22 protein-coding genes are annotated in these 25,532 nt (G+C 37.3%); 14 read left to right on the forward strand and 8 right to left on the reverse strand.

All coding sequences use genetic code 11. From position 1 onward, the window contains the following. On the forward strand, positions 1 to 1,755 hold the full coding sequence (locus LCP48_RS01295; RefSeq protein WP_202342712.1) for an RTX toxin: 1,755 nt from the start codon (positions 1 to 3) through the stop codon (positions 1,753 to 1,755). 22 nt (positions 1,756 to 1,777) lie between these two features. Further along, positions 1,778 to 4,252, forward strand: a complete 2,475-nt coding sequence (locus LCP48_RS01300) for an S-layer homology domain-containing protein (RefSeq protein ID WP_225340593.1) — start codon at positions 1,778 to 1,780, stop codon at positions 4,250 to 4,252. Between the two features lie 48 nt (positions 4,253 to 4,300). Here LCP48_RS01300 and LCP48_RS01305 read toward each other — a convergent pair whose 3' ends face one another. Beyond that, on the reverse strand, positions 4,301 to 5,008 hold the full coding sequence (locus tag LCP48_RS01305) for a response regulator transcription factor (RefSeq protein WP_225340594.1): 708 nt from the start codon (positions 5,006 to 5,008) through the stop codon (positions 4,301 to 4,303). A gap of 510 nt (positions 5,009 to 5,518) precedes the next feature. Here LCP48_RS01305 and LCP48_RS01310 point away from each other — a divergent pair. Then, positions 5,519 to 6,334 carry a metallophosphoesterase gene (locus LCP48_RS01310; RefSeq protein ID WP_004233924.1) on the forward strand — a complete coding sequence of 272 codons (816 nt, stop codon included), beginning with the start codon at positions 5,519 to 5,521 and terminating at the stop codon, positions 6,332 to 6,334. Between the two features lie 14 nt (positions 6,335 to 6,348). Here LCP48_RS01310 and tatC read toward each other — a convergent pair whose 3' ends face one another. From tatC to LCP48_RS01330, 4 genes are read right to left on the reverse strand one after another with little or no spacing between them, the layout of a single operon-like run. Beyond that, a complete protein-coding gene (gene tatC, locus LCP48_RS01315; protein ID WP_225340595.1) occupies positions 6,349 to 7,194 on the reverse strand; it encodes a twin-arginine translocase subunit TatC in 846 nt (281 codons plus the stop codon). Positions 7,195 to 7,205: 11 nt separating this feature from the next. Continuing rightward, a complete protein-coding gene (tatA, locus tag LCP48_RS01320) occupies positions 7,206 to 7,409 on the reverse strand; it encodes a twin-arginine translocase TatA/TatE family subunit (RefSeq protein ID WP_004233914.1) in 204 nt (67 codons plus the stop codon). A gap of 27 nt (positions 7,410 to 7,436) precedes the next feature. After that, positions 7,437 to 9,149 carry a GMC family oxidoreductase gene (locus tag LCP48_RS01325; RefSeq protein WP_004233912.1) on the reverse strand — a complete coding sequence of 571 codons (1,713 nt, stop codon included), beginning with the start codon at positions 9,147 to 9,149 and terminating at the stop codon, positions 7,437 to 7,439. Between the two features lie 13 nt (positions 9,150 to 9,162). Then, positions 9,163 to 9,912 carry a gluconate 2-dehydrogenase subunit 3 family protein gene (locus LCP48_RS01330; protein WP_004233910.1) on the reverse strand — a complete coding sequence of 250 codons (750 nt, stop codon included), beginning with the start codon at positions 9,910 to 9,912 and terminating at the stop codon, positions 9,163 to 9,165. Between the two features lie 329 nt (positions 9,913 to 10,241). Here LCP48_RS01330 and LCP48_RS01335 point away from each other — a divergent pair, with 329 nt between their 5' ends. Then, entirely contained in the window at positions 10,242 to 12,239 is a 1,998-nt protein-coding gene (locus LCP48_RS01335; RefSeq protein ID WP_225340596.1) for a methyl-accepting chemotaxis protein, read from the forward strand. 48 nt (positions 12,240 to 12,287) lie between these two features. Here LCP48_RS01335 and LCP48_RS01340 read toward each other — a convergent pair whose 3' ends face one another. Then, positions 12,288 to 13,463, reverse strand: a complete 1,176-nt coding sequence (locus LCP48_RS01340) for an alanyl-tRNA editing protein (RefSeq protein WP_004233904.1) — start codon at positions 13,461 to 13,463, stop codon at positions 12,288 to 12,290. Between the two features lie 156 nt (positions 13,464 to 13,619). Here LCP48_RS01340 and LCP48_RS01345 point away from each other — a divergent pair, with 156 nt between their 5' ends. The 7 genes from LCP48_RS01345 (at position 13,620) to LCP48_RS01375 (ending at position 20,175) form a co-directional block, all read left to right on the forward strand. After that, the gene (locus tag LCP48_RS01345) at positions 13,620 to 13,907 is read left to right on the forward strand and encodes a DUF6509 family protein (RefSeq protein WP_004233902.1); all 288 of its coding nucleotides are present in this window, start codon (positions 13,620 to 13,622) and stop codon (positions 13,905 to 13,907) included. A gap of 150 nt (positions 13,908 to 14,057) precedes the next feature. Next, positions 14,058 to 15,203 carry a VanZ family protein gene (locus tag LCP48_RS01350; protein WP_225340597.1) on the forward strand — a complete coding sequence of 382 codons (1,146 nt, stop codon included), beginning with the start codon at positions 14,058 to 14,060 and terminating at the stop codon, positions 15,201 to 15,203. 13 nt (positions 15,204 to 15,216) lie between these two features. Then, positions 15,217 to 16,551, forward strand: coding sequence for an FAD-dependent oxidoreductase (locus LCP48_RS01355; RefSeq protein ID WP_004233896.1), 1,335 nt, complete (start codon positions 15,217 to 15,219; stop codon positions 16,549 to 16,551). A gap of 14 nt (positions 16,552 to 16,565) precedes the next feature. Continuing rightward, entirely contained in the window at positions 16,566 to 17,042 is a 477-nt protein-coding gene (locus tag LCP48_RS01360; protein ID WP_004233894.1) for a glutathione peroxidase, read from the forward strand. A gap of 149 nt (positions 17,043 to 17,191) precedes the next feature. Then, entirely contained in the window at positions 17,192 to 17,959 is a 768-nt protein-coding gene (locus LCP48_RS01365; RefSeq protein WP_004233892.1) for an ABC transporter ATP-binding protein, read from the forward strand. Next, positions 17,946 to 19,814 carry an ABC transporter permease gene (locus tag LCP48_RS01370; protein ID WP_225340598.1) on the forward strand — a complete coding sequence of 623 codons (1,869 nt, stop codon included), beginning with the start codon at positions 17,946 to 17,948 and terminating at the stop codon, positions 19,812 to 19,814. Before LCP48_RS01365 ends, LCP48_RS01370 begins: the two co-directional genes overlap by 14 nt. 1 nt (position 19,815) lies before the next feature. Beyond that, on the forward strand, positions 19,816 to 20,175 hold the full coding sequence (locus LCP48_RS01375; RefSeq protein ID WP_004233888.1) for a YxeA family protein: 360 nt from the start codon (positions 19,816 to 19,818) through the stop codon (positions 20,173 to 20,175). A 72-nt stretch (positions 20,176 to 20,247) separates the two neighbouring features. Here the strand turns inward: LCP48_RS01375 and LCP48_RS01380 are convergent, their stop codons facing one another. Both LCP48_RS01380 and LCP48_RS01385 read right to left on the reverse strand, forming a co-directional pair. Continuing rightward, a complete protein-coding gene (locus tag LCP48_RS01380) occupies positions 20,248 to 21,666 on the reverse strand; it encodes a sensor histidine kinase (RefSeq protein WP_225340599.1) in 1,419 nt (472 codons plus the stop codon). Further along, entirely contained in the window at positions 21,663 to 22,385 is a 723-nt protein-coding gene (locus LCP48_RS01385; RefSeq protein ID WP_004233885.1) for a response regulator transcription factor, read from the reverse strand. The genes LCP48_RS01380 and LCP48_RS01385 overlap by 4 nt, the downstream gene beginning before the upstream one ends. 191 nt (positions 22,386 to 22,576) lie before the next feature. On the opposite strand from LCP48_RS01385, the gene LCP48_RS01390 reads away from it, so the two are divergent. From LCP48_RS01390 to LCP48_RS01400, 3 genes are all read left to right on the forward strand, one after another. Continuing rightward, on the forward strand, positions 22,577 to 23,191 hold the full coding sequence (locus LCP48_RS01390; RefSeq protein ID WP_004233883.1) for a PH domain-containing protein: 615 nt from the start codon (positions 22,577 to 22,579) through the stop codon (positions 23,189 to 23,191). An 84-nt stretch (positions 23,192 to 23,275) separates the two neighbouring features. Continuing rightward, positions 23,276 to 24,634: an acetamidase/formamidase family protein gene (locus LCP48_RS01395; RefSeq protein ID WP_225340600.1), complete on the forward strand. Its 1,359-nt coding sequence runs from the start codon at positions 23,276 to 23,278 to the stop codon at positions 24,632 to 24,634. 198 nt (positions 24,635 to 24,832) lie between these two features. Then, entirely contained in the window at positions 24,833 to 25,387 is a 555-nt protein-coding gene (locus LCP48_RS01400; RefSeq protein WP_004233879.1) for an HPP family protein, read from the forward strand. Positions 25,388 to 25,532: the final 145 nt, after the last annotated feature.

Here is a 25,532-nt window from a genome sequence, read left to right on the forward strand (position 1 = left end):
ATGTTAATTATTTTACATATATGGGAGGAAACGATTTTGCGTCAAAATACACGTAGTAAAAATTGTACTAAGAAAATTATTTTGCTAACTTTAATCTTTAGTTTTTGTTTTCAAGCACAATTAACTTATGCAACTTCTATTAATCATCCACCTGTTGTGGTAGCTTCAGAAAGAATTCAGAAGCAAACAATGACACTTGATCAAGCAGATATCGTGATTGATGTAAGTAAGCTATTTTATGATGCTGATAATGATTCATTAATATTTAAAGCTATTCCTGATTCTGTGGAGGTAGTAACAGCCGAAATTAACTCAAATCTATTAACACTAGAGGCCCTATCCCCAGGAAAAACAAGAATAAAAGTTAGTGCTGATGATGGGAAATTAGGGAGAGCTAGTAGTAGTTTTGAGGTAGAGGTCTTACCCAAGTTGAATAACTTACCTACCGTTGTTCAAATAATAAATGACCACATAGGACACGTAGGGGGAGCTCCAATATTAATTGATACAAGCAATGTTTTTACTGATGTAGATAACGATAACTTGACATTAGATGTAGATTCAAGTAACGAAACTGTAGCTACAGCACAATTGAATTCACAAATGATAACTATTGTACCGCTGGCTGTGGGGCAAAGTATAATCACTGTACAAGCGGATGATGGTAATGGAGGAATTGTCTCTACAACCTTTAAATTAACAGTTACAATTCCACCTAACCAGCCTCCTGTGGTCGAACAAACAATTAATAACAAAACAGGTACTGTGGGAAATGTACTAACAATAGATGTTAGTAATATTTTTTCGGATCCAAATAATGATGTTCTTACAATAGAAGTAAACTCAAGCAATGAAACTGTTGCTACAGCTCAAATAAGTGGGCAAATAATAACTATTTTGCCGTTAGCAGTAGGGCTTAATACAATTACAGTGCAAGCGGATGATGGCAAAGGAGGGAAAGTATCAACTAGCTTTACAGTTACCATAGACAATCCTACAGTGAATAACTCGCCAGTTGTAGCTCAGACGGTTAGAAATCAACGAGCAACTATTGGTGGTATACCTTGGAGTATTGATGTAGGTAATGTATTTTCAGATGCTGATAACGATTCGTTAACATTAGCTGTAAGTTCTAGTAATAGTGGGGTAGCTACGGCTAGTTTAAATGGTACAACCCTTAACATGACACAAAAAGCAATAGGGACAAGTATTATTACTATCACAGCAGATGATGGCAAAGGAGGGCTAGAATCTACAAGTTTTATATTCACTGTAGATGCTCCAAGTATTTTTATATCTGATTTTGTACAAAGTGGAAACTATAATGATGTCCTAGAAATATATAATCCTACTACATCTCCTCTATATGGTTATCAATTAGAGATACAGCAATATAATTTAATTTCAATGCAGCATAGTGTTCAAGAATTAGATATATCTTTAGTAAATCCAAATATGAATTTTGTAGTGATTCATCCCTATTTTTATGATTTTATGGATATTACCTTATCATATTATTACAACGAAGAATTTATTTTTAGAGATGCTTCTAAAATAACGGTGTCAATTACTTTAAAAGACAGTAATGGGAATATTGTTGATATATTAGGAACAAAAGATTCGACAACCGCTATATTGGAAAGTAATGGAGGTTATATTAGAGATAAAAGATTGCAATCAGGTTCTACAAATTTCAATATTTTAGAGTGGACTTTATTACCTAAAGACGACTTTTCTACTATCGGACATTACTAAACTATATTCTAACGAGGAAAGGGTGATTTTTATTCAACATTCTAAAAGAAAAATACTAAACTTAATTATGATATTTACCTTAGTTGCTTGCTTGCTACCTTTATCATCTGTAGCAGCAAAAAGTAGTCTAACTTCATTTAATACTGCCACTAATACGGAAGAAATGAAGTTGGCAATGACTACTGACTGGAGTGTATTACATTATACTGCTAAAGCTAATGAATTATTTCAAAGCTTTAAATTAGCAGACCAAAACTATTTAGCTAATAAGCTAATAGATGAAAGACCACAAAGTGGATATACATCTACAAGTACATTAAGACAAACATACTTAAATGCAGTCAATAATCGTTCTTATCTTATTAATGTTAACAGTACGACAGACTCATTAACACTATGGACAGTGTTCATTGATGATGATCATTTAAATTATAATAACTACAATCTTCTCACTATTGAAGATCAAGATGAAGTTTGTAAGCAAATTCTACTTGCCCGTCCTAATCAAGGATATGAGTCTATAGAAACTTTACAGTCTGTGTTAGATAGCAAAGTATCCAGTATACTTGTTCAAAAGGTACAACTGGATAAAGAGACACTTAATATTCAATATGCTCAGGGTGATACCTCAGCAAATGTCACTAAAAACCTTACTTTACCAATTATCGGGGATAATGGAACAACGATTAATTGGATATCTGACAAACCTGAGGTAGTTCAAAATAATGGAAGCGTTGTTCGCCCTACTATCTCCACAGGAAATCAAAAGGTTACGTTGACAGCACAAATTTTCATCGGTAATTTTGTGGATACTAAAAGCTTCACCATTGATGTAATGGCATTATCTAAAAGCCATAATGCCTTTTTAAAGGATTTGACAATTTCACAGGGAGCATTAAATATGGCATTTAATAAAAATACAATGTCATATACCGCTATTGTTACTTCTAGAGTAGATAGTATATTTGTTAATCCATTAGCTGAGGATAAAAAAGCTGAAATCACAATAAATGGGAGATCAGTTGAAGAGCCGATAAAGCTTGTAACAGGTGTCAATACAATAAAAATTTTGGTAACGGCTGAAGATGGTAGTCAAAAACTTTATACAATTGTAGTGACAAAGGAGAATACTTCTACTAATAGTGAAAATACCTCTACATTAGAATCTTCTCCACCTTCTTCTACAGAGAGTTTTACTGTAAATGTGGAGTCGAGTAATGGAAAAGCCGTTTCTAAAACAACTATTAAGCGATTAGTAGATGTAGATGGATTGGTGAAAGATGAAGTAATTCTTACAGAAGCAAGTGTATTAGAAACTATCAATAAATTAAAAGAAGAAAAATCGGATCAAGCTCGTATTGTTATTCCTAATTCGCAGGATAATGTAAAGCAAGTGGATATATCTATACCTAATAATATTGTTACTCTACTAAAAGAAAGTCGTTTAAATTTAGAAATATCAGCTTATGATGTAAGTGTCAATGTCTCCAATGAATCATTGGCAACGTTTAGTGATAATTTATACTTTAGATTAATTCCTTTAAAGGGACAAGCTGAACAATCACAGGTTGAAGAACGTGCAAAAAAAGAGTCAATTGTGCAAGAAATAGCTAATAGTTCATTTAGTAAAGTATTAGGGCAACCCATGAAAATTGAGACTAATATGCAGAATAGACCTGTATTATTAACTCTTCCATTACCTACAGATATTACACAGGAACAGCTCAATCATCTGGCTATTTATATCGAGCATAGTGATGGCACAAAAGAAGTTGTACGAGGGAAGGTTGTAGAATATCAAAAGGGAATAACAGGTTTACAGTTTGAGGTGAATAAATTCTCCACCTTCTCCATTCTCTACTTACCAGAGAAGGAAGAAGTGAAGGAGCCAACTACTGAGGGTGTTACACATCTACCTTACATTCAAGGCTATCCAGATGGTACCTTCCGTCCGAATGCTCCTGTTACAAGGGCACAGATGGCAAGTATGTTTGCTCGTCAATTAACAGGTAATGCCATACCGCAAGCAAAGGCAACCTATACAGACACATTCCAACATGATGCTAAAGATGCAATCGAATTTGCGAAGGAGAAGGGTCTGTTTAAAGGGGTTACAGCAACTAACTTTAATCCAAACGGCTTGATTACGCGTGCACAGATAGCTACAGTGGCTGCCCGCTGGATAGAACAGCAATGTGTAGAACGTCCTGATGCCGATTTCTGTCCATCAACCTCACAAAGTCCAGCATTCAAAGATGTGAGCGTCCATCATTGGGCAGTGAAAGCAATTGATACTGTCAATGCAGCGGAAATTATGACAGGAATAACAGCCGATACATTCAATCCAGATGGATTTTTAACACGTGCACAAGCAGTGAAGGTATTAAATCGACTGTTTGAACGCCAAGTCTTCAGTGAAGATCAAATACCATTATTTAAAGATGTTCCAAAACACCATTGGGCATTTTATGAGATTCAAGAAGCCGCAAAAAAATAACCAAAAAGAGGGTACGCGATTCGAATGTAATCGCAGTGCCCTTCTTTTTCATAGCTCGAAAAGGAATTTATATCCCGAACCCCTCACTGTTATAATCTTTGCTCTATGGCCAGCAACGGATTCTAGCTTTTTTCGTAAATTACTAATATGAACCTTCAATGCCTGTGTATGCCCAATACTTTCCTCTGCCCAAATAAGCTTATACAGCTCTGATGGGGGAAAAATTTGTCCTGGTCGTTGAGCTAGAAAGAAAAAAATTTGAAATTCCTTTGTAGATAAGGCCAATGCTGTGTTACCGATATATACTCTTCCGGAATGAACATGAAATTGAAAATCCTCTATTATATGAGCATCTTCCTCTATATGGTGTACAGCAGCTTTTACTGGAAATTGCTTTCTACGCATGGATATTCTCTTGATTGTCTTCATCAAACGTTCTTTCTCAATAGGCTTTAAAATATAGTCAACAGCCTGTACATTAAAAGCTTCTATTGCAAAACGCTCATAGGCAGTGACAAATACAATATCCATTAAAAAAGGAAAGTCTGCAATCTTACTAGCAAATTCAATACCATTCATTTCCGCCATATCTATATCCAAAAAAAGAATATCAGGTTTGAGTATAGGGATCTTTGCTATAGCTTCTAGTGGATTTACGAATTTTCCGATAATAGTAACAGCGCTATTATCATGTAACGTAGCTTCTAATAAATTGATTGCTAAAATTTCATCATCAACTATGATGGCTTTTAACATTTTTTCACCTCTTAACATCTAAATTTAGAATATTATGTAGCGCAACTGTACTTAATAAATTTTTCGTCATCAATTTTATACTTAGCAATGGAAGCTGGACTCTAAAGTTATTCAATTCTGAAAATTATGTAATCTATTAGGTAGTAAAACACCGTTTACCGTCCAATCTAATTGGATCATTACCTACAGTACAGCAATTTTTTCTCCTTTAACTGATTTAAGTTTATTAGTATTCTCGCACTTTAGTAAATGAGATGCATTTCCCAAATCGTGATGTATTATGAGTGGATAATAAAACATGCCTTTCTACCCATAGTATAGCATGCCAATAGTTAACGAAAAATAGATTAAACCGTGTATCATAATCTACTGCTAAAAATTTTAAGTTAAGTGTATTTGTGCATTTTGTGTATTTAAAGTGCATATACTTACAATCACTCTGTTTTTTGCTTATAATAAGAAAGTAAGAAGTATTTCTGAAAAAAGTAGCCACAAAGTGAGCGATTGCGATTGAAAAAATTATTATATGGTATCTTCTTTGTTGTTTTTATAGTCATTTTTTTGTACGTAAACAATCACTGGCTAGTCGTAAGTAAACATGTGTTTGAATCAGAAAGTGTGCCTGACAGCTTTGATGGGCTACGCATTGTACAAGTTTCGGATTTACATGACGCTGTCTTTGGTGACAAGCAACAAAAATTGATTGCTAAGGTAAAGGATACAAAGCCTGATTATATTTTTATCACAGGTGACGTGATCGATAGTAATCGCTATAATTTAAAACAAAGTCTACAAGCAGTGGAAGGACTAGTTAAAATAGCGGATGTTTATTATGTACTAGGAAACCATGAGGTAGCGTCAAATAAGGTGAAAGAAATTTATGAGGCGCTGTCATCGTTAGGGGTACATATTATGGCCAACGAATCGACCGTGTTAGAGCGCAACGGGGAGCGCTTGGCGATTGTTGGTATTGAGGATCCGTTAATGGGTAGAACAACAGAAGATATGCTGGACATTGCAACGGCCTATTTGCCAGACGATATGTTTAAGTTGTTACTAGCACATAGACCAGAAATATTTAATACGTATGTAAATTATCACATAAATTTAGTATTTTCGGGGCATGCGCATGGTGGGCAAGTTCGTATTCCTGGGCTTGGAGGACTTGTTGCACCAGGACAGGGGCTGTTTCCAAAATATACAGCTGGTGTCTACGAAGCAGGCGCGACGAGAATGGTAGTTAGTAGAGGGTTAGGTAATAGCTCAGTACCATATCGCATTTTTAATCTACCAGAAATTATTGTGATGGATCTAAAGAAAAAATAAGCACTGCGTAAAATTTACGCAGTGCTTTCAATTTGTTTGCGTTCTATACGTTTAACGAGGTAAATACTTATTTCATACAAAATAATCATCGGTATTAATACGAGTAATTGACTTATAAAGTCTGGGGGCGTGACAACAGCGGAGCCTACGCCCATTGTGATATAAGACCAGCCTCGTATTTTTTTCATGGATTCAGCAGTCAGTACACCAATGGCTGATAAGAATAGGGCAACAATCGGTAACTCAAATAATAGACCAAGCGGTACTGTAGTCATGATTAAAAAGTGCATATATTCATTTGCTGATACCATTACATCGAAATTGGTAGCCCCAATGCTTACTAAGAATGTATAGCTAAGTGGGTTTACGACGAAATAACCAAAAGCTACTCCTACTAAAAATAGAACTAACATGATTGGAGCATAGAGGCCTAAAATTCGACTTTCCTCTTCTTTTAAGCCTGGTTTAATAAAGCTCCATAGAAAGTGGACGAGGAAAGGCATTGCAAGACCAAAAGCTAAAGTAGTTGAAATTGTCATGTAAAATTTAACTACTTCTAGCGGTCCTAAAATAACGAGTGAGTGACCTCGCGTTATAAATGGAAACCAAATATTAATAGTAGAAAAGACAACAATGAAAAATAAAATAAAAACAGTTAACCCTTTGATAATTTGCTTACGTAAATCACTAAGATGCTCCAATAATGAGGTAACAGGTATCAGGGGTTCATCTGACACATGATCCTCTTCAATTGCTACATTAGGTATTTCAACTAAAGCCTCCACTGGTTTTGGAGGCTCAGCTTGTGGTTTATCTAAAGGGCTTAAATATTTTCTTTTTCCGTCTTCATATGGATCCATAGGAAACCCTCCTACGAAGCATCAGATTTTTTTTCGACCTTTTTCACGGTATCATCTTCATCATCCATAAGTCCCTTAGTAGACTTTTTAAATTCTGCAAACGTTTTACCAACCGCTCCACCGATTTCTGGTAATTTTCTTGGGCCAAATACAATTAATACAATCACTAAAATAATGATTAATCCAGGTACTCCAATTGCTCCTAGACCTCCCATAAGTCTTGCCTCCTTTAGAATGCTTTTTTATACTAATGAACCACCTGATTGACTGTATTTGATGACTCCCTCAGCACAACGGTAGGCAAGTGCCCCTAATGTGCCTGTTGGATTATAACCACTATTGTGTGCAAAGTTGCCTGCACTTACTGCGAAAAGGTTATCAACATCCCAGTGCTGTAAGTAATTATTCACAACCCCTTGTTCTGGTGTTAAGCTCATCACCGTACCACCAGTATTATGCGTCGTTTGGTAAGGTACGATATTGTAATCGGTAATTTCCGCGTTAGGGACAATTGTTTTTGCACCCATTTCCTTCATAATGTCAGCTGCACGTGCAGAGATGTATTTATGAAGAGCTCGATCTTGATCAGTAAAATTGTATGTTAACTGAGTTAATGGTAGCCCGTAAGCATCCTTATAGGTAGGGTCCAGTGATATATAGTTTTCCTTATGTGGCATAGATGCTCCTTGCGCACCAATCCCAAATGAACGTGTATAGTAATAAATAGATTGCTTTTTAAATTCTGGTCCCCAAGTAGGCGTATCAGGCGGGGTTGGATTTGAGCCGATTGGTCGTGTACCTGTCTGTGTAAGCGCAATATTACCTCCGTGAATAAAATCTAAATCACTATGGTCAAAATTATCCCCATTGTAATCGTCTATACACATGCCTAACGAACCTGCACCCATAAATGTATTGTATTGTTCCTCGAAGAACCCAGCGGCACCAGGCAAGATTTGATAACAATAGTTTCTGCCAAGTGTTCCTTTGCCAGTAGTAGGGTCATATCTTTCACCAATGTCAGAAACCATTAATAGCTTGGCATTATTAAAGACATAACTAGTTAATACAACAGCATTAGCTGGCTGAATGAATTCTTCTCCCGAAACAGTATCGATATATCTTACACCTGTAGCCTTGTTACCTTGCTTTAAAATTTCAACAACATTGGAATTGAAGCGTAAATCAAAATTTCCTGTCTTCAGGGCTGTAGGGACAACTGTAATTTCTGCAGATGACTTTGCACCATATTCGCATCCAAAGCGTTCACAAAAACCACAATATTGGCAAGCGTTGATCGTTTCGCCATCTGGGTTTTTATAAACCTCTGATACGTTAGCTGATGGAACCATATAAGGTGTTAGCTTCAGGTTTGTTGCAGCTTTTTCGAATTGTGCAAGCATAGGCGTTTTTTTCATAGGCGGTGTTGGATAGGGATTCGAACGCTTTCCACTAAATTTATTTTTATCATCACCCGAAATACCAGCTGTTTTCTCGAACTTATCGAAATAGGGCTCTAGCTGATCATATGTTAAGCCCCAATCCTGAATCAGATAATCCGGTCCCAGCTTATTAGGTCCATAACGTTTATCTGTTAATGTTTTGATTTGGAAATCATAGGGTAAAAATCGATAAGTCATGCCATTCCAGTGTGTCCCTGATCCACCCAGACCCTCTCCAAGTAGGAAGGAGCCAAGCTGACGCATTGGTAATGCCTTCATATTGCGATCATTACGAAAGCTTACGGTCTCTTTAGAAAGATTTTGCATTAAATCATATCGGATGGCATAACGGTATTCGTCATGAACATTTAAATAATCCTCAGTCCCACGCTTTTGACCTCGCTCTAAACCGACTACCTTTAAGCCAGCTTTAGCACATTCTGCAGCAACGATACCGCCAGTCCAACCTACACCAACTGTTACTACGTCTACACTCGGTAATGTTTTAGCCATTTTTTATCCCCCCTTAATGGTTGCCTAATGGATTAGGCTCAATTTTTTGGAACTTGGCATCTTCTATTTGTGTAATATACGCCATCTGGTGACCAGGGAAGCCCTTCATACGCCAGCCATCCATATTGCGATTTCCTCCATACATAGGGTCAGAATAAGCTCCTTCTAATGTTGCTGCTCGTAATAATGTAAAGAAGAACGCGGAAGTAACCCCAACCATTTCTATGTCACCTTTTTGGAAGGCAGTTAATATTTCATCCATTTGTTTGCCATCTAAATCGTTAAAGCTTTTCTTATAACGCTTTTGTGCTTCATCCTCCATTTTTTGAATACCCTGTCTAAAAATTTCCGCTCGCGTTAAACGGCTTTGGTAGCCTTGAGTTGGGGCACCTACATCAAATGGACCTTGCATATATTCTTTAGAGTTACTCCCATAATTTCCTGCAAGTTGATGATCGATAAAATAGGGAACGTCTAAACCAATAGCCCCTGGTCCCAAATCGTCCTCTGGAAAGATACGTTCCGTGGCCTTTGATAAGATACTAAAATCTTTTTCATTTCTGAAAAACATCTTAGCTTTTGGGGAGCCTGTGGCCTCATTCGTTGTTTCATGACCACCATGCTCTAGGGTAGAAGTACCTTTACCATTGATGTTGTAACCAACTAATCCTCCAATTAAACCACCACCGACTAATGTACCAGCAGCAATACCTGTAGTTTTTAAAAAGTCTCGACGAGAAACATTATTTTTGTCTGTACTCATGGAAATCCTCCCCTCAAAATGTGTTAAACGGATCCTATCTTTAATAATCAGCAAAAAATGTGAATTATAATCAATTTTTGTTGGAAAATGTTTTAATTTCCTCCATTAGCTTGATGTACTCTCCTTTTAAATGACAAGAGGGATCTATGAATTGAAAATTTTGTAGAAAATTGTTAGCACTATAAAGGTAGTGTAAATGGTATTATTATACATTTATTAATCATATTGGAAAACTTTTGTTGACTTCTACTTTTAGTGACTTTACTCTGAAGTTATGTGAAAATATGCGGATTGTATAGCTAAAAATGGAAGAAGTGAGAAAAAGAGAAATGTGGTTAAAAGGTATTGGCGGTAAATTAATTGTTGCAATTATAGCTCTTGTATTTGTAACATGTGGCACGCTTGGGCTATCTACTTGGATAAATAGTACAAAAGCCGTGAATGAGCAAGTGGAATCTAATTTGGTATCTAGAGCAGTGGATGTTTCTCAATACATAGAAGAACACTTCCAATTAACACTAGTGGAGGTGGAGGCAATTGCAGAGCAAGAGGCAGTTCGGAGCATGGACTTTGAAAAGCAAAAGCAGTATCTATCGAAACGTCTTGCCAGTAATGAGAATTATTTAGGTTTTGGCATTATCGATGCTAATGGAGTTGCCCATTATCTGGATGATACAACAGCTGAACTAGGGGATCGTGATTACGTAAAAGAAGGTTTTACCGGTAAATCTGTCATGTCAGAAATTACGATTAGTCGTGTAACAGGTGAACCAGTCATTTTAATTGTTTCACCAATTGATACAGTGACAGGTGAAAAAGCTTTATTATTAGCACGTATTGACGGCTATTACCTATCTAAAATTGTAGAAGACATTAAGGTTGGAGACAGTGGCTATGCATTTATGTTAGACGCTAACGGAACAATTATTGGACATAATAATCACTCGTATGTGAAGGAGCAATACAATCCAATTAAGGAAGCAGATGAAACAGGTATTAAGACAGGAAGAGCAATGGCTGCTAAAGAAATGATTACTAATGATAACGGTTATTTTTCTTTTAAAATGGAAGATACAGGAACTAGTCTAATGGGCTATCATACCCTTGATAATGGTTGGAAAATGGGGGTCATCGCACTAGAAGATGAGATGCTTTCAGGGCTTTCTAAGCTTAAGACCAACTTCATTGTCACTACGATCATTGTTTCGATACTTGGGCTATGCATCTCATTTGCCATTTCTCGCTCTGTTAGTAGACCACTTCAACATGTACTTCGCATTAGTGAGGGCTTATCGAAAGGAGACTTTACACAGGAGATTCCAGAAAAATATTTGAAACGTATTGATGAAATGGGAACGATGGCACGTGCATTAGATCGCATGACTGATAATATGCGGGAAATGATAGCCAAAGTGAGTCAAGAAGCAACGGCAGTGAATGAAGCTGCGTGTGATTTAATGGGGGATGTAAATGGAGTAACAAAGCGTTCAAAGCAAATTGCTGGTGCAATAAGTGAAGTAGATCGCGGGGCACAAAGCCAAACTGTGATGGCAGAGGAAAGTGCCTCAGCAATGGAACAAATGGCGATAGGGATACAAAATGTAGCTGAAGTTGCCTCCTCAATTGCTTGTAATACAGATTTTATTTCCCAGAAAATTAGTGAAAGCAATCATGCAGTTCAACAATCCGTTCTATGTATGAATGATATTCAGCAAGGCACAACAGATGAACTAACAATTATTCACAAACTAGAAAAAGAGTCAGAAGAAATTAGCTTAATTTCAAAAATGATTACCGATATTTCCGATCAAACAAATTTATTGGCATTGAATGCCTCTATTGAAGCAGCACGGGCTGGAGATGCTGGTAAAGGCTTTGCCGTTGTAGCAGAAGAAGTTCGCAAGCTATCGGAGCAAACAGCAGAATCAGCTACTAAAATTAATGTGCTCATCGAAAGAGTTCAATCTTATACATTAGAAGTAGTAAAAGCAGCGGAATCTGGTGAAGATAATGTTGAGCGTGGTTTAGCTTCCATTGAGGCAGTAGGAGAACGCTTCGAGGAAATGGTTCAAGCAGTAGGAGAAATAGCAGGTCAAATTGAAGAAATGAATGCTTCAGCTGAACAAATGTCTGCCAATACGGAGGAAGTTTCCGCGTCTATGGAAGAAATGGCAGCTACTGCACATGCGGCCAGTGATTATGTGCATGAGGTAACAGATGCAACAGCGGAACAGTTGAAGACGGTAGCAGTAATGAACAATCAAACTGAAAAACTATCAGAAATGGCAAAACGTTTATATGAAGCCATTCAAAAATTTAAATATTAAATAATAGAGGAGCTGTCTATTAATGACAGCTCCTCTATTATAATGCAATTAAACGTCTTGCATCGCTGCTAGTAATTCTTCTTTCGAAACGGTGCAATCGCCACCACCTTGTACCATTTGGTCACTTCCTCCACCTTTACCATTAATAAGAGGCAGTGCCTTTTGGGCAACATCCTTCATGCTTTTTGAAACATTATTCCCTCTTGCTGCGACGAATTGTAGTTTGCCTTCATTTTCAGATACAAGTAGAGCTATTACATCTTTTTGTTCCGTAACAATCAAACGTGCTATTTTTTGTAGCTCTTGCATTGTTCGCTGATTAAAAGCAGCTGTTACTACACCTTCGCTATTAACAAGTGCCCTTGCTTCATACGTGAGTAATTCCTCTTTCGCAGCAGCGAGTGCTTTTTCTGTAGTTTTTTGAGTAGATAAAACTTTTGAAAGTGCTGTGGCAGCTTCAACCTCAGGGACACTTAATTGACGAGCAACGTCCGCTAATATTTTTTTACGCATGCCAAGCTCAGTCAAAACGCGTTGACCACACACAAAAGAAACGCGCACATTACCCTTCATTTTTTCGGTACCTAATATTTTGATGGTACTAACTTGCCCTGTGGATGTAGGGTGAGTACCACCGCAACCGTTGTAATCAAAATTAGGGATAATCACAAGTCGAATGTCTCCCGTCACTGCGACTTCTTTACGAAGATTATAGTTGCCCAGCTCTTGCTCTGTAACCCAGGTAGTTTGAATGGGGCGGTTCTCTAGAATAATGTCATTGGCTCTTGCTTCTGCTGCTGCAAGCTGTTGCTCAGAAATCGTTTCTATAGCAAGATCAATTGTTACTTGCTCACTGCCTAGATGAAAGCTTACAGTCTGCGCATTAAAAAGCTCTACAAAAGCAGCTGTTAAAATATGTTGCCCAGCATGCTGCTGCATATGATCGAACCGTCTTGACCAATTTAACTTGCCATGTACCACACCATCTAAAGTTGATAGATCACCTTCAATATAGTGACGAATTTCATCATTCACTTTTTCAACATCTATGACCTTCAACGCATTCAATGTACCTGTATCGTGAGGTTGACCACCACCAGTTGGATAGAAAGCAGTGTTCGATAGTACTACATAATGACGGTCGGATTCATCAGTTCCTTTACTAATAATAGTTGCATCAAACTCTTGTAACATAACGTCTTGATAATATAATAGCTCTTTCATGAAAAAGCCTCCTCGTATGTAGGGAAATTTAGTTCTAAATTAATTCCATTTCATTGTGGCATAATTAACTACAGGTGTATACGGGTTTTCTAGTTGACCCATGCTGAAATTGATTTAATATAGAAAAGAACAGCTAAAGAAAAAGGAGCAAATATAATGGAAATTACACAATTCTCAATGGAAGAAATTTTAGACCCAACAAATATTATTGAAGGTAAGCGTTATGAATTTATTCTGGATGTAGAAATTGATGAAGAGGATGAGCTTTACCACGAAGCTGGTATTGAAATTCGTGTCCTTATTGGTGAAAAAAACGAAGAACCATTTATATTAAATTACTTCATCATGGAAAAGGCTGAAGGTGAATATTTAGACTTTGCATTAGAGGATGATGAACTAGAAGAAATTTTGACATTCTGTAAAGAAGAAATAGCAAAAGCATAGTAAGTAACAGGTAGAGAGTATATATTCTTTACCTGTTTTTTATTGAATTAAGGATTATGTAAGCATGATGAAATATACATGTAGTATTGAAGGACTAAACTTAGTTTTAGTGTTCAGAAAATAGGGCAATTTATAGAAAGAGGTGTTTCTATGTCAACGTACACACAATCCATTTTTATAGCATTTTTCATAACCATTATTTTATCCTTTGTACTATTTATACCATGGCTGATTTATACGTATCGCAAATATGGATACTTATCGATGTCCAAAACCATTATCATGTTCTCATTTATTTTTTACTTTTTATCTGCGCTTTGCTTAGTATTACTACCATTTCCGTCTACAAGAGATACTTGCTCACTTCAATCCGCAGACACCGTTCATACTAATTTGCGACTTTTTCAATTTGTTGATGATGTTTTAAAGGATAGTGGCGTTGTTGCCACAAATCCATCTACATGGCTTGCTATCACAAAACAGCAGGCATTTTTTCAAGCCTTCTTTAATTTCTTACTATTAATGCCATTCGGCGTTTACTTGCGATATTTTCTTAAAGAAAGAAGGTACTGGAAACGTGCATTTTTAATTAGCTTTTTGCTAACATTGTTTTATGAGGTCACACAAAGAACAGGCATTTATGGCATCTTTAATTGCGCATACCGAATCTTTGATATCGATGACTTATTACTAAACAGTGTAGGTGCGCTCCTAGGTTTCTTCTTAGCACCAATTGTTTGGGCATTATTCCCCTCTCATGAAGAGGTTGAGGCTAAAGCTGCTGAAATGGAAAAAAATGATATTGTTAAGCCGATTTCTATTTTACTAGCATTGGTCATTGATTTATTTATCGCTCAATTGGTTTGGGTGATTATTGGTGTTCTGACAGGGTATAGCGGTACTTTTGAATTTTTAGTGAAAATGGCTCTGTACATTATACTCTTTGGTTTGATACCAAGTATTATGAATGGCGCAACGCTTGGTATGAAGGTGATGCGATTTACAATGGTCAACAAGAATGGCAATAGTATTGTAAAGCAATCATGGCGTCGTTGTATTGCTATTATCGCTACCTTGAGTTTAGCAGATGCCATTACAACATTAGGAGACATCCAATTAGATATGGATTCACCATTTTATGTTCTACAAATTGTCATTTCTCTACTTGCCGCAATAGCAGGTTTTACACTTACAATGATATTAGCCGTTCATGTAGTAAGGGTCATCGTAAGTGGTGGAAAACGACGTTTGTATATCGATCAATATGCTGATTTAATGGCAACAAGGAAAAAATAAGGGGGCTTATAGAATGAAATACGTCATCATTGGGGGAGATGCTGCAGGTATGTCTGCAGCAATGGAAATCTATCGAAATGTTCCAGGAGCAGAAATAACTACTTTAGAACGCGGTTTTATTTATTCATATGGGCAATGTGGATTGCCTTATGTTGTAGATGGTCGTATTTCATCAACCAAACGTTTAATTGCAAGAGATGTCGAAACTTTTCGAGATAAGTATGGCATTGATGCAAGAGTTGGCTATGAGGTAGAGAATGTAGATATAGAGAAGAAGGTTATTACAGGTACACAAGCAAGTGGCGACAAATTTGAGTTTACCTACGATAAACTTCTTATTGCAACAGGTGCTAGTCCAGTCATGCCTGTGAAAAGGGGGAATGAGCTAGATGGTATCCATACGGTAAAAACAATTCCTCAACTGGAAGATTTGATGGCAGATTTAACACCAGAGATTGAGCAGGTAACCATCATAGGTGGTGGCTATATTGGTTTAGAAATGGCTGAAACCATACATGCCTGTGGGAAAAAGGTAAGACTTGTTCAGCGCGGAAGTCATGTGGCCCGTATTTTAGATGAAGAACTTGCTCAGCATGTGCATGAGGAAGCGAAAAAGAACGATGTAGAGCTGTTATTAAATACGAGCGTTGAGGCTTTTGAAGGAAATAAACGAGTGGAACGTGTTATAACAGATAACGGCATTCTAGAGACGGATTTAGTCATTGTCGCTTCAGGCATAAAACCAAATACACAGTTTTTAAAGGATACTGGGATTGCACTTGCAAAGAATGGGGCGATCATTGTAAATCGTCATTTAGAGACTTCCCTTGAAAATATTTATGCAGCTGGCGATTGTGCAACTCACTTTAATATTGTGAAAGAACGTTTAGATTATATACCGTTAGGAACAACTGCCAATAAGCAAGGTCGTTTAGCAGGACTCAACATGTCAGGCAAATTTGCTCCGTTTAGAGGAATTGTGGGCACATCTATTTTAAAGTTCTTCAATTTAACTATTGCTACAACAGGCATTAATGAGCGCGATGCTAAAGAGCTTGGTTTTGACTATGAGGCGTTTAAATTGTCTGCACGCCATATAGCTGGGTATTATCCCGGTGCACAACGTATGTTTATAAAAGTGGTCGTTCGCAAGCGCGATCAATTGTTATTGGGTGCGCAAATCGTGGGACCAGCGGGAGTCGATAAGCGTATCGATGTGTTTGCGACAGCATTATATAGTAAAATGACCTTACCTGATTTGCTAGATTTAGATTTGGCCTATGCACCACCATTCAACGGTGTTTGGGACCCTTTGCAGCAGGTGGCAAGAATGAATGGACGTTTATAATAGGAGGTAGAGAGATGAGCATTTATGATATTAATGTAACTTTAGAAGATGGTACTATCTATAGCCTTGAACGTTATAAAGGAAAGCCGATGCTAATTGTTAATACAGCTTCTAAATGTGGCTTTACACCACAATTTGAAGAATTAGAAGGTCTCTATGAAAAGTATCAGGAGCAAGGTCTTGTTGTACTTGGTTTTCCATCAAATCAATTTAAACAAGAGCTAGCGACAGCTGAAGAAGCGGCCTCCCAATGTCGATTAACATATGGTGTGACATTTCCCATGCATGAAATTGTTAAGGTGAATGGTAAAGAAGCACATCCTATTTTCGATTATCTTACTTCCCACTCCAAAGGATTTTTAGGCAATAGTGTTAAATGGAACTTTACAAAATTCCTTGTAAACCGTAATGGAGAGGTTGTTGGACGATACGCCTCAGCAGATAAGCCAAGTAGCTTTGAGGAAGATATTCAAAAAGTATTAGCTCAATAGATTAGAAAGGTTCATGCACAACATGTGTATGAATCTTTTTTTGTTTATAAATTCCAAAAGCAGTGGATTTAAGGTTGCTGTAAGCTTGCGACAAATTTGCTGTAAGTTTGGGGTCGTATACTAAAGTCAGAAAGAAGAGGTGAGCGTATATGACGCCATTATTAAAGGTACAAAACGTTGGAAAAACTTACGGCAAAGGCGCAAATACTTTTACAGCGCTATCGAATATATCATTTGAAGTAGCAAAGGGAGAGTTTGTTGGGGTAATGGGTCCTTCTGGGGCTGGGAAATCTACGCTTCTTAATGTATTAGCAACGATTGATACGCCAACGACTGGTGAAATTATTATTGAAGATACTAATTTGGCACGTATGAAGGATGCTGAATTAGCAGATTTTCGTCGAGATAATTTAGGGTTTATTTTCCAGGATTATAACTTGCTTGATTCTTTAACAGTGCGCGAAAATATTGTCTTACCACTAGCGATTGCAAAAATGCCGACAAAGGCTATTAATGCGAGAGTTGATCGCATTGCTGCATTGTTTGGAATTAGTGATTTATTAAACAAATATCCTTATCAAATTTCAGGTGGGCAAAAGCAGCGTACAGCCTCATCGCGAGCATTAGTGACAGAACCGAAACTAATTTTTGCCGATGAGCCTACAGGTGCGCTAGATTCAAAATCTGCAACCGATTTATTAGAAAGCTTAAGTGATTTAAACCAATCTCAAGCCGCAACGATTATGATGGTTACTCATGATGCCTTTGCAGCTAGCTTCTGCCAGCGCATTCTATTTATTCAGGATGGACAGCTATCTAAGGAAATTCAACGTGGGACTCTAACGAGGAAGCAATTTTTCCAAGAGATCTTGCAGGTGCTATCTAGCATCGGGGGTGGAGTAAATGACGTTATTTAGTTTAGCGCGTAAAAATATTCAACGCAATTTATCGAATTACTTTTTATATATTGCCTCAATGGTATTTAGTATCGTTATTTACTTTACGTTTGTGACACTCAAATATAATGATGACCTTTCAGCCTTAAAGCAATCGTCACAACAAATTAAAGGATTGATGAGTGCCTCGTCAGTCGTACTTCTGTTCTTCATTGTCATCTTTATGGCCTATTCCAACTCGTTTTTTATGAAGAAGCGGAAAAAGGAAGTAGCCCTTTACTCGTTACTAGGTGTACGTAAGCAAAAAATTGGCTTAATGCTCTTTTTTGAAAATTTAGTCATAGGACTTGTCTCTCTAATGTTTGGTATCCTTCTAGGTTTCTTTATGTCCCAAGGGCTATTAATGATACTAGTACGCTTAATGGGCTATGAAGTGGTTGGTAGCCTGACATTTTCAATGGAGGCACTAATTAATACAACGGGCATTTTTGCACTACTGTTTTTATTCACATCCTTACAAGGTTACCGTGTAATTTATCAATTTAAGCTAATTGATTTATTCCACGCAGACAAACAGGGAGAGCAAATTCCACGTGCTTCATTAGTAGCTGCTCTACTCGGCACTGTACTTATTGCATTTGGTTATTATACAGCTGCCTCTGATATGTTTACGAGTGAAATATGGCGATTCTTTACGGTATTAGGTACGCCATTAATGGTTATAGGGGTGACAATTACAGGGACATACCTTCTATTCCATAGTGTGAGTGTCTTTGTGTTAACAGCATTAAAGAAAGCAACATCATGGTCCTGGAAGGGTTTAAATTTAATCGGTGTTTCTCAATTGTTGTATCGTATTCGAGCCAATGCCAAATCGTTGTCAATCATTGCAATTTTAAGTGCCACTACGATTACAGCAGGTGGCGGTGTCTTCGGTATGTATTATAATGCAGAAGCTTCTGTACGTCAGATGCTGCCAAACACATTTATGTGGAAAGGCGAGACAGTAGAATTTTCACAACAAGATGTCTTATATAATGAAGCACTGGCTGTGAAAAATTTACGTGTAGATAATGAATTCTCATTTTTCGAATATACATTACTTAAGGAATCGGACTATAATCGTTTAGCAAAATTACAAGGCAAGGATAAAGAGCTACACATTCCAGAGGGTTCTACGGTTTTACTTGATGCAGCCTATGATGAACGATTTTCACATGATTATACAGGTGAGGACTTTAAGCTACAAAACGGAGACTCCTTCCATGTAGAGAAGATGTACACGGAAAGCGTGTTAAACTTTATAGCAGCTGGAACAGTTCTCGTTGTGAATGATCAAGAGTTTAAAGCTACTGATGCCGATGAAATTATGATGCAGGTTGTTGGATTGGATAATGATTTGAAACAACAGGATGTGTCGAAAGACATTTACCAGCAGTTGTCTTCTGAACAACAAGAATCATTTTCTAGTGTACCGCAAAGCTATGAGGATAGTTTAGCAACAGTTGGTGCTCTATTGTTTGTGGGAAGCTTCCTAGGATTGGTTTTCCTAGCAGCAACGGGCAGTATTATCTACTTCAAAATTTTAACGGAAGCCGAAGAAGATCAGGAAAAATATGCTATTTTAAATAAAATTGGTGTAAATAGTAAGCAAATCTTAAAGACAGTAGCAGGACAGGTCGCTGTTATCTTTAGTGCGCCACTTATTGTGGGGATTGCACATAGTGTGTTTGCATTACTAGCATTTTCACAGCTATTTAACATGAATATTACAAAACCAGTCATCTTGTGGATGATTGCATATTCAGCTATTTACTTTATTTATTATATCTTTACCGTTCGTTCGTTTTATAAAATAGTGAGACAGGGGAATTAATATGAAAAAAGTATTTTTCGGAATAGGTGCGTTGTTCATCTTATTCGTAGCAGGGTTGATTGTATTGATGACTGTAGATTTTAACCGATTAAATAAAGATACCTACTATGTTCATATCACGGCTGATGGTGAGGTAGAGGAGTATAAGGCAGATAGTGGTGAAATCTTTAAAATGTATTGGTACGAGCTACCTACTTACGATAAAAATGGGGAAGAAAAAACATTAAAGTTTTCCGCTCATAAAAATTTACGCCAGGATGCTTATTTAAAGCTTTACGTGAAAAAGGAAACAGAAGTTACTTCATTTGATGAAGTAAAATTCCATGAATTACCTGCTAAAGTACAGGATCAAATGAAATAGCACCAAGTAGGAGTCTCAAAATTTGAGACTCCTTTTTTCCACACGAAAGAGCAGTGCCAAAGTATTTAACGTTTAAATTGAACTTGTATTTGGTTTACTATTTATTTGGTATCCCTTTTCTAGTTCAATACTAACGCATGTACCTATTCCTTTTTCCGAGGTGATGGTTACTGTTCCTCCATGGGCCTCAATGATATCTCTAGCAATAGCTGTACCTAAACCAGTACCCGCAGTATTGTCCGTATTTGTGCCACGGTAATAGCGTTCAAAAATATGTTCTAGATCCTCTGGGGCTATCCCCTTGCCATTATCAGAAATTGTTAGAGTATGCTCATCAACAGACACATGGACAGATACATCGGGAGCATTGTGAAGCAATGCATTGTGTAAAAAGTTCATGATAGCTCTGCGCATAAAATGTTCATCGATTTGATGCAGACTGTTCTCGGTTGTCGCCTCAAACGTAAGATTAGCCTGTTCATATTGTGGGGTATTTAATGTTTCAATCACTATCTCGCGAATAAAAGGCACCATGTTCACTTCATTTAGTGTAAGTGGAAGCTGTTGGTGTCTTAAACGCATCGTTAAATTTAGGTCATCCAGTAGATTTTGCATATACAATGCTTGTTTTTCTATAATTTTTGCGTACTCGATTTGCTCAGTATTTGTTATTTGTGCATCATTCAATAGTTCTGCATAACCTCGAATAGAGGCAAGTGGCGTTTTCATATCGTGGGAGACATTACTAATCCATTCTTCACGCATGATTTCTAGTCTCTTTCGCTCCTGTTCATGGGCTGCCAATTCTCGTGATACTTCATTTAAGTTTTCAAAAACCGGCTTGTAGACACCACCAGGAGTCTTGATAGACGTATGATCATGATTCTTTAAATGGTGAATGCGATCTATCATCGCATAAAGAGGTTTCGTTAATGTACGACCAAAAAGCCACCCTACTAATGTAGCTACTAACAAGTCAGCAATCACGATGAACAGGCCAAATTTCCCTATAAACTGTAAGAGTGATGTGCCAGAAACATGCGTAACAAGCCTTGTAACACCGCTACCTTTAATACCAATTAAATAACTAAAGGGATCCTTACTGCCAATATACACCGTAGTATCAGAATCGAATTCTTTATATTTATATACTTGAATTAAGTCGATAGGTGCATAGTGCAATGGTGCTTTATCTGGTGCAAAATGAGCATCAATCACTTGACCATTTTCATCAAGCAATTGTATCCAAGCATTTCTTTGATGCAATTGTTCGAGTCCATCTTCACGTATGGAGGTTGCGCCATTTTTTGTCTCGATATGTTTTTGAAATTCTCGCACAAAGTTTTCCTCTTCGGTGGCAGAAACGCCTTCAGAGTCAGTTGTTAGCCGATAAGTAAGGAGTCCCATGAAGATAGCTGTATTGACAAAAATAACAATGATGACGATAGAAAGTACGGAAAGGAGAAAGCGAGCGGTTAATTTCCACTTCATTCTTGTGCCTCTTTGGGCATGACAAACTTATAGCCAAGTCCTTTTACAGTTGTGATATATAGAGGATTAGAGGCATCCTCCTCAATTTTTTCACGCAACCGGCGAATATGCACCATAACAGTGTTATCAGAACCGAAGAAATCCTCTCCCCATACACGTTCAAACAATGTTTCTTTACTTAAGATTCGATTGGGATTGTTCATAAAGCACGCCATTAACCCAATTTCCTTAGCTGTTAACTCCAATAATACGCCATTTTTATGCACTTCAGTTTCATCGGCATTCAACTGAAATGGTCCAATTTGTAGTGTTTTTTCAACAATATTCGTTATGGTATCTTGTGTTTGATAGCCAGCTCTACGTAATTGCGCCTTCACACGATAGGCTACTTCTTTCGGGCTAAAAGGTTTTGTAATATAATCGTCTCCGCCAATGGCTAGTCCTAAAATTTTATCAATTTCCTCATTTTTAGCAGACATGAAGAGCACAGGGACATGGGATACTTCACGGATACGTCTACATAAATCGTAACCCTCACCATCGGGAAGCATGACATCTAGAAGTATAATATCGGGTGTTGTTTGTTGAAAGCTTGTCCAAGCATCGCGAATGGTACTAGCTGTATAAATTTGTTTGTAGCCCTCTTTTTGTAAGCTTACTTTTAGTAGATTCGCTAAATCTGCCTCATCATCCACTACTAAAATGGTTGGTTCTTGCACTTGTTCACACGACCTTTCGATTTGGAAGAATCTTTACTGACAATTATTATAAATGAAATGTATAGAAAAGAGGAAATGTTGGGTTGTATTCTACAAGAGAGGAAGTACATTTTTTATATAAACCACTACAAGGTGAAACCTTTACAGATTCTAAAGCGTAAAAAGAGTATTACAAATTAGGAGGAATGGCGATGTTTAAAAAAATAGCAGCAGATGCGCTTGGACTTTCAGATATTGGTGTGGTTGTGCCAAGAGAGGACTATGATAAGACAGATGCAGATGATTTTATCTTACATGAAATTGATGAAAAAATTTACTTTTTAATTAAAACGAAGGCTGATGAGTATTGCTTTACAAATCGTGCAATTATTCATGTAGATGGCGAAAGTGCTATGAGCAAGAAACGATTACTGCGACGCTATGACTACTCAATGTATACTGTGACAGAAGTTTTTCTCGAAACAGCAGGAACAATCGACCTTGATGTCGAAATTAAGTTTACAATTGGCAATTCCGCACTATCCATCGACATTCATAAACGCTTTATTGATGACATTAAAGATTTATATAAAGCACTACATGCCATTAGCTATGAACAAAAGAACAATGCTTATAAGCTAGAAGTAGCGGAAAAAAGTTTAAACATAGCATCATCATCACTTGGTCGAATTGGCAATGACAATATATCTCCTGCGTCGTCATTCAAAGAAATTACAAGCTTTGCGAATACTTGGATGATCGATCATAAAGATAAGTATAAAAAAGAAGACTTCTCACATATTTTTGATTTATATATGAACAATTGATAAAAATAGCTCTCTGCAAGTGTAGAGAGCATTTTTAACATATAACGATATACATAAAAATTATTCTAGGAGCGTGATTAGAACATGACAAACGACATGCATGTGCTAGAAAAAGAAGAGGTAGAAAGTGATGATTTTATACAGCAACCTCAAGCCGCTGAAACATTGTTCGTAAATGAGTTTATTGATGGTATTTTAGATCCATCACAGAAGATGTTAGGGCCGCTTAAGGATGGTGGAACGATTATTGCCAATACAACACCTGGATGTTGGGGACCCATGCTTACTCCTACTATTCGTGGAGGACATGAAGTAACGAAGCCCGTGTTTGTAGAAGGAGCAGAGGTGGGTGACGCCATTGTTATAAAAATTAAATCTATTCAGGTCACATCTCTTGCAACTTCGTCTGGCCATGATGAAGCAATTGTAGATCGATTCATTGGTGATCCGTTTGTTTCAGTAAAATGTCCGGGCTGTGGCAAGCTTCACCCAAGCACAGTTGTAAAAGGAATAGGCCCACATGCAATTCGATGTTCTACATGTGATACAGAAACGGCACCCTTTAAAATGACAAACGGCTATACGATGGCACTTGATCATAAAGGGCAAATGGGTGTAACTGTTGGACGAGAGGGTGCTAGACGAATTGCACTTGATGCTAGAAACTATATGAGAACACCTGAAAATTCTGTACAAAATCCTGTTGTTGCATTGGCTCCAAGCGACTTAGTAGGTGTATTGGCGAGAATGCGACCATTTTTAGGTCAGCTTGGGACAACCCCTTCTAAAGCGATGCCTGATTCACATAATGCAGGTGACTTTGGTTCATTTTTAATTGGAGCCCCACATGAATATGCTTTTACTCAAGAAGAATTGGATTTACATCGTACCGATGGACATATGGATATCAGCCGAGTACGAGAAGGTGCGACTATTATTTGTCCAGTCAAGGTACCAGGCGGTGGTGTATATATTGGAGATATGCATGCTATGCAAGGGGACGGCGAGGTTGCAGGACATACAACCGATGTAGCGGGTATTGTGCAGCTTCAAGTAAAGGTATTGAAGAAAGTAGCTTTGGAAGGCCCAATTTTACTACCAAATGTAGAAGACTTACCTTATACAGCAAAACCCTTTACAAAGGAAGAAAAACGTCGCGCACGTGAGCTAGCGGAGGAGTTTGGTGTTAAACAGGTAGAGGATGCATTCCCGGTGTCGGTGATTGGTTCTGGTAAAACGTTAAATGAGGCGACTGATAACGCGATTAGTCGAGCTGCGAAGCTATTTGAGATGAGCGAACCAGAGGTTTTAAATAGAGCAACTATCACAGGGTCCATTGAAATCGGACGCCATCCAGGGGTTGTCACAGTCACTTTCCAAGTACCTAAAACTGTATTGAAAAAGGTAAGAATATATAAAACTATTAAAAAACAGTATGACTAATAATGATTTCTTGAAAAAGCAAACTTTTAAAAGTTTGCTTTTTTGTATGAGCTACAAGTCAGATAAGTAAATGTTTGTCTGAAATTTGAAGTTTGGATTGAAATCTATTGTTGTGTTGATATAATAGTTAAAGTTTAACAATGAATAACAGGACCTTAAATAAAACAGTTGAGTATAGAAGAGAAAAGTTGGTGTCTAATGACAGAAATTATAGGTGAGGAAAACAAAATAGAGAAAAAGAATAGTATAAAACCTTTTATATTAAAAATGAGAGGAGGAGGTCATGCTCCATCTCGAACAAATTTCGCTGATGCCTTTACTGGAGCGATGGGAGGATTAATATGCATTTTTGTGTTGCTATGGTTAACTAACATTACCAATTCACCTTGGTTAATGGCCTCATTAGGCGGTAGCTGCGTTCTTGTATTTGTCGTCTGGAATGCACCTTTGTCCCAGCCCCGAAATATAATTGGAGGTCATTTTATTTCGGCATTTATCGGGTTGGCCATGTATTCATTACTAGGCCCCAATATATTGTCTATTAGTCTTGGTGTCGGATTAACTATATTTTTTATGGCCTTTTTAGGTGTCATACATCCGCCAGCGGGCGCCAATCCTATAATTATTATTTTAGGAGGTTATGGTTGGAGTTATTTACTAACCCCTGTATTAATTGGAGCAGTCATAATTGTATTTTTCGGTTTGTTGATCAATAATTTACGAGAAAAAAGAAAATATCCGTTGTTTTGGTAAAGATGATATCCATCTATAAAGTGTGTTCACTTATATAGGTGGTTTTTTATATTGTTAACGTTTTTGCTATGCATACCCATATTTTTTTAGCATATGTTAGTTAAGATTTGTTATATTGAAGAAAGAGTGTAAAAATCATGTATTT

Source organism: Lysinibacillus capsici (assembly GCF_020217405.1).
Classification (GTDB): Bacteria; Bacillota; Bacilli; order Bacillales_A; family Planococcaceae; genus Lysinibacillus; species Lysinibacillus capsici.

Excerpts from the sequence above, each read along its gene's own strand:
- LCP48_RS01295 (WP_202342712.1), top strand. The coding sequence starts at position 1 with ATGTTAATTATTTTACATATATGGGAGGAAACGATTTTGCGTCAAAAT.
- LCP48_RS01305 (WP_225340594.1), bottom strand. The coding sequence starts at position 5,008 with ATGTTAAAAGCCATCATAGTTGATGATGAAATTTTAGCAATCAATTTA.
- tatC (WP_225340595.1), bottom strand. The coding sequence starts at position 7,194 with ATGGATCCATATGAAGACGGAAAAAGAAAATATTTAAGCCCTTTAGAT.
- tatA (WP_004233914.1), bottom strand. The coding sequence starts at position 7,409 with ATGGGAGGTCTAGGAGCAATTGGAGTACCTGGATTAATCATTATTTTA.
- LCP48_RS01325 (WP_004233912.1), bottom strand. The coding sequence starts at position 9,149 with ATGGCTAAAACATTACCGAGTGTAGACGTAGTAACAGTTGGTGTAGGT.
- LCP48_RS01330 (WP_004233910.1), bottom strand. The coding sequence starts at position 9,912 with ATGAGTACAGACAAAAATAATGTTTCTCGTCGAGACTTTTTAAAAACT.
- LCP48_RS01335 (WP_225340596.1), top strand. The coding sequence starts at position 10,242 with ATGTGGTTAAAAGGTATTGGCGGTAAATTAATTGTTGCAATTATAGCT.
- LCP48_RS01340 (WP_004233904.1), bottom strand. The coding sequence starts at position 13,463 with ATGAAAGAGCTATTATATTATCAAGACGTTATGTTACAAGAGTTTGAT.
- LCP48_RS01345 (WP_004233902.1), top strand. The coding sequence starts at position 13,620 with ATGGAAATTACACAATTCTCAATGGAAGAAATTTTAGACCCAACAAAT.
- LCP48_RS01350 (WP_225340597.1), top strand. The coding sequence starts at position 14,058 with ATGTCAACGTACACACAATCCATTTTTATAGCATTTTTCATAACCATT.
- LCP48_RS01355 (WP_004233896.1), top strand. The coding sequence starts at position 15,217 with ATGAAATACGTCATCATTGGGGGAGATGCTGCAGGTATGTCTGCAGCA.
- LCP48_RS01360 (WP_004233894.1), top strand. The coding sequence starts at position 16,566 with ATGAGCATTTATGATATTAATGTAACTTTAGAAGATGGTACTATCTAT.
- LCP48_RS01365 (WP_004233892.1), top strand. The coding sequence starts at position 17,192 with ATGACGCCATTATTAAAGGTACAAAACGTTGGAAAAACTTACGGCAAA.
- LCP48_RS01370 (WP_225340598.1), top strand. The coding sequence starts at position 17,946 with ATGACGTTATTTAGTTTAGCGCGTAAAAATATTCAACGCAATTTATCG.
- LCP48_RS01375 (WP_004233888.1), top strand. The coding sequence starts at position 19,816 with ATGAAAAAAGTATTTTTCGGAATAGGTGCGTTGTTCATCTTATTCGTA.
- LCP48_RS01380 (WP_225340599.1), bottom strand. The coding sequence starts at position 21,666 with ATGAAGTGGAAATTAACCGCTCGCTTTCTCCTTTCCGTACTTTCTATC.
- LCP48_RS01390 (WP_004233883.1), top strand. The coding sequence starts at position 22,577 with ATGTTTAAAAAAATAGCAGCAGATGCGCTTGGACTTTCAGATATTGGT.
- LCP48_RS01395 (WP_225340600.1), top strand. The coding sequence starts at position 23,276 with ATGACAAACGACATGCATGTGCTAGAAAAAGAAGAGGTAGAAAGTGAT.
- LCP48_RS01400 (WP_004233879.1), top strand. The coding sequence starts at position 24,833 with ATGACAGAAATTATAGGTGAGGAAAACAAAATAGAGAAAAAGAATAGT.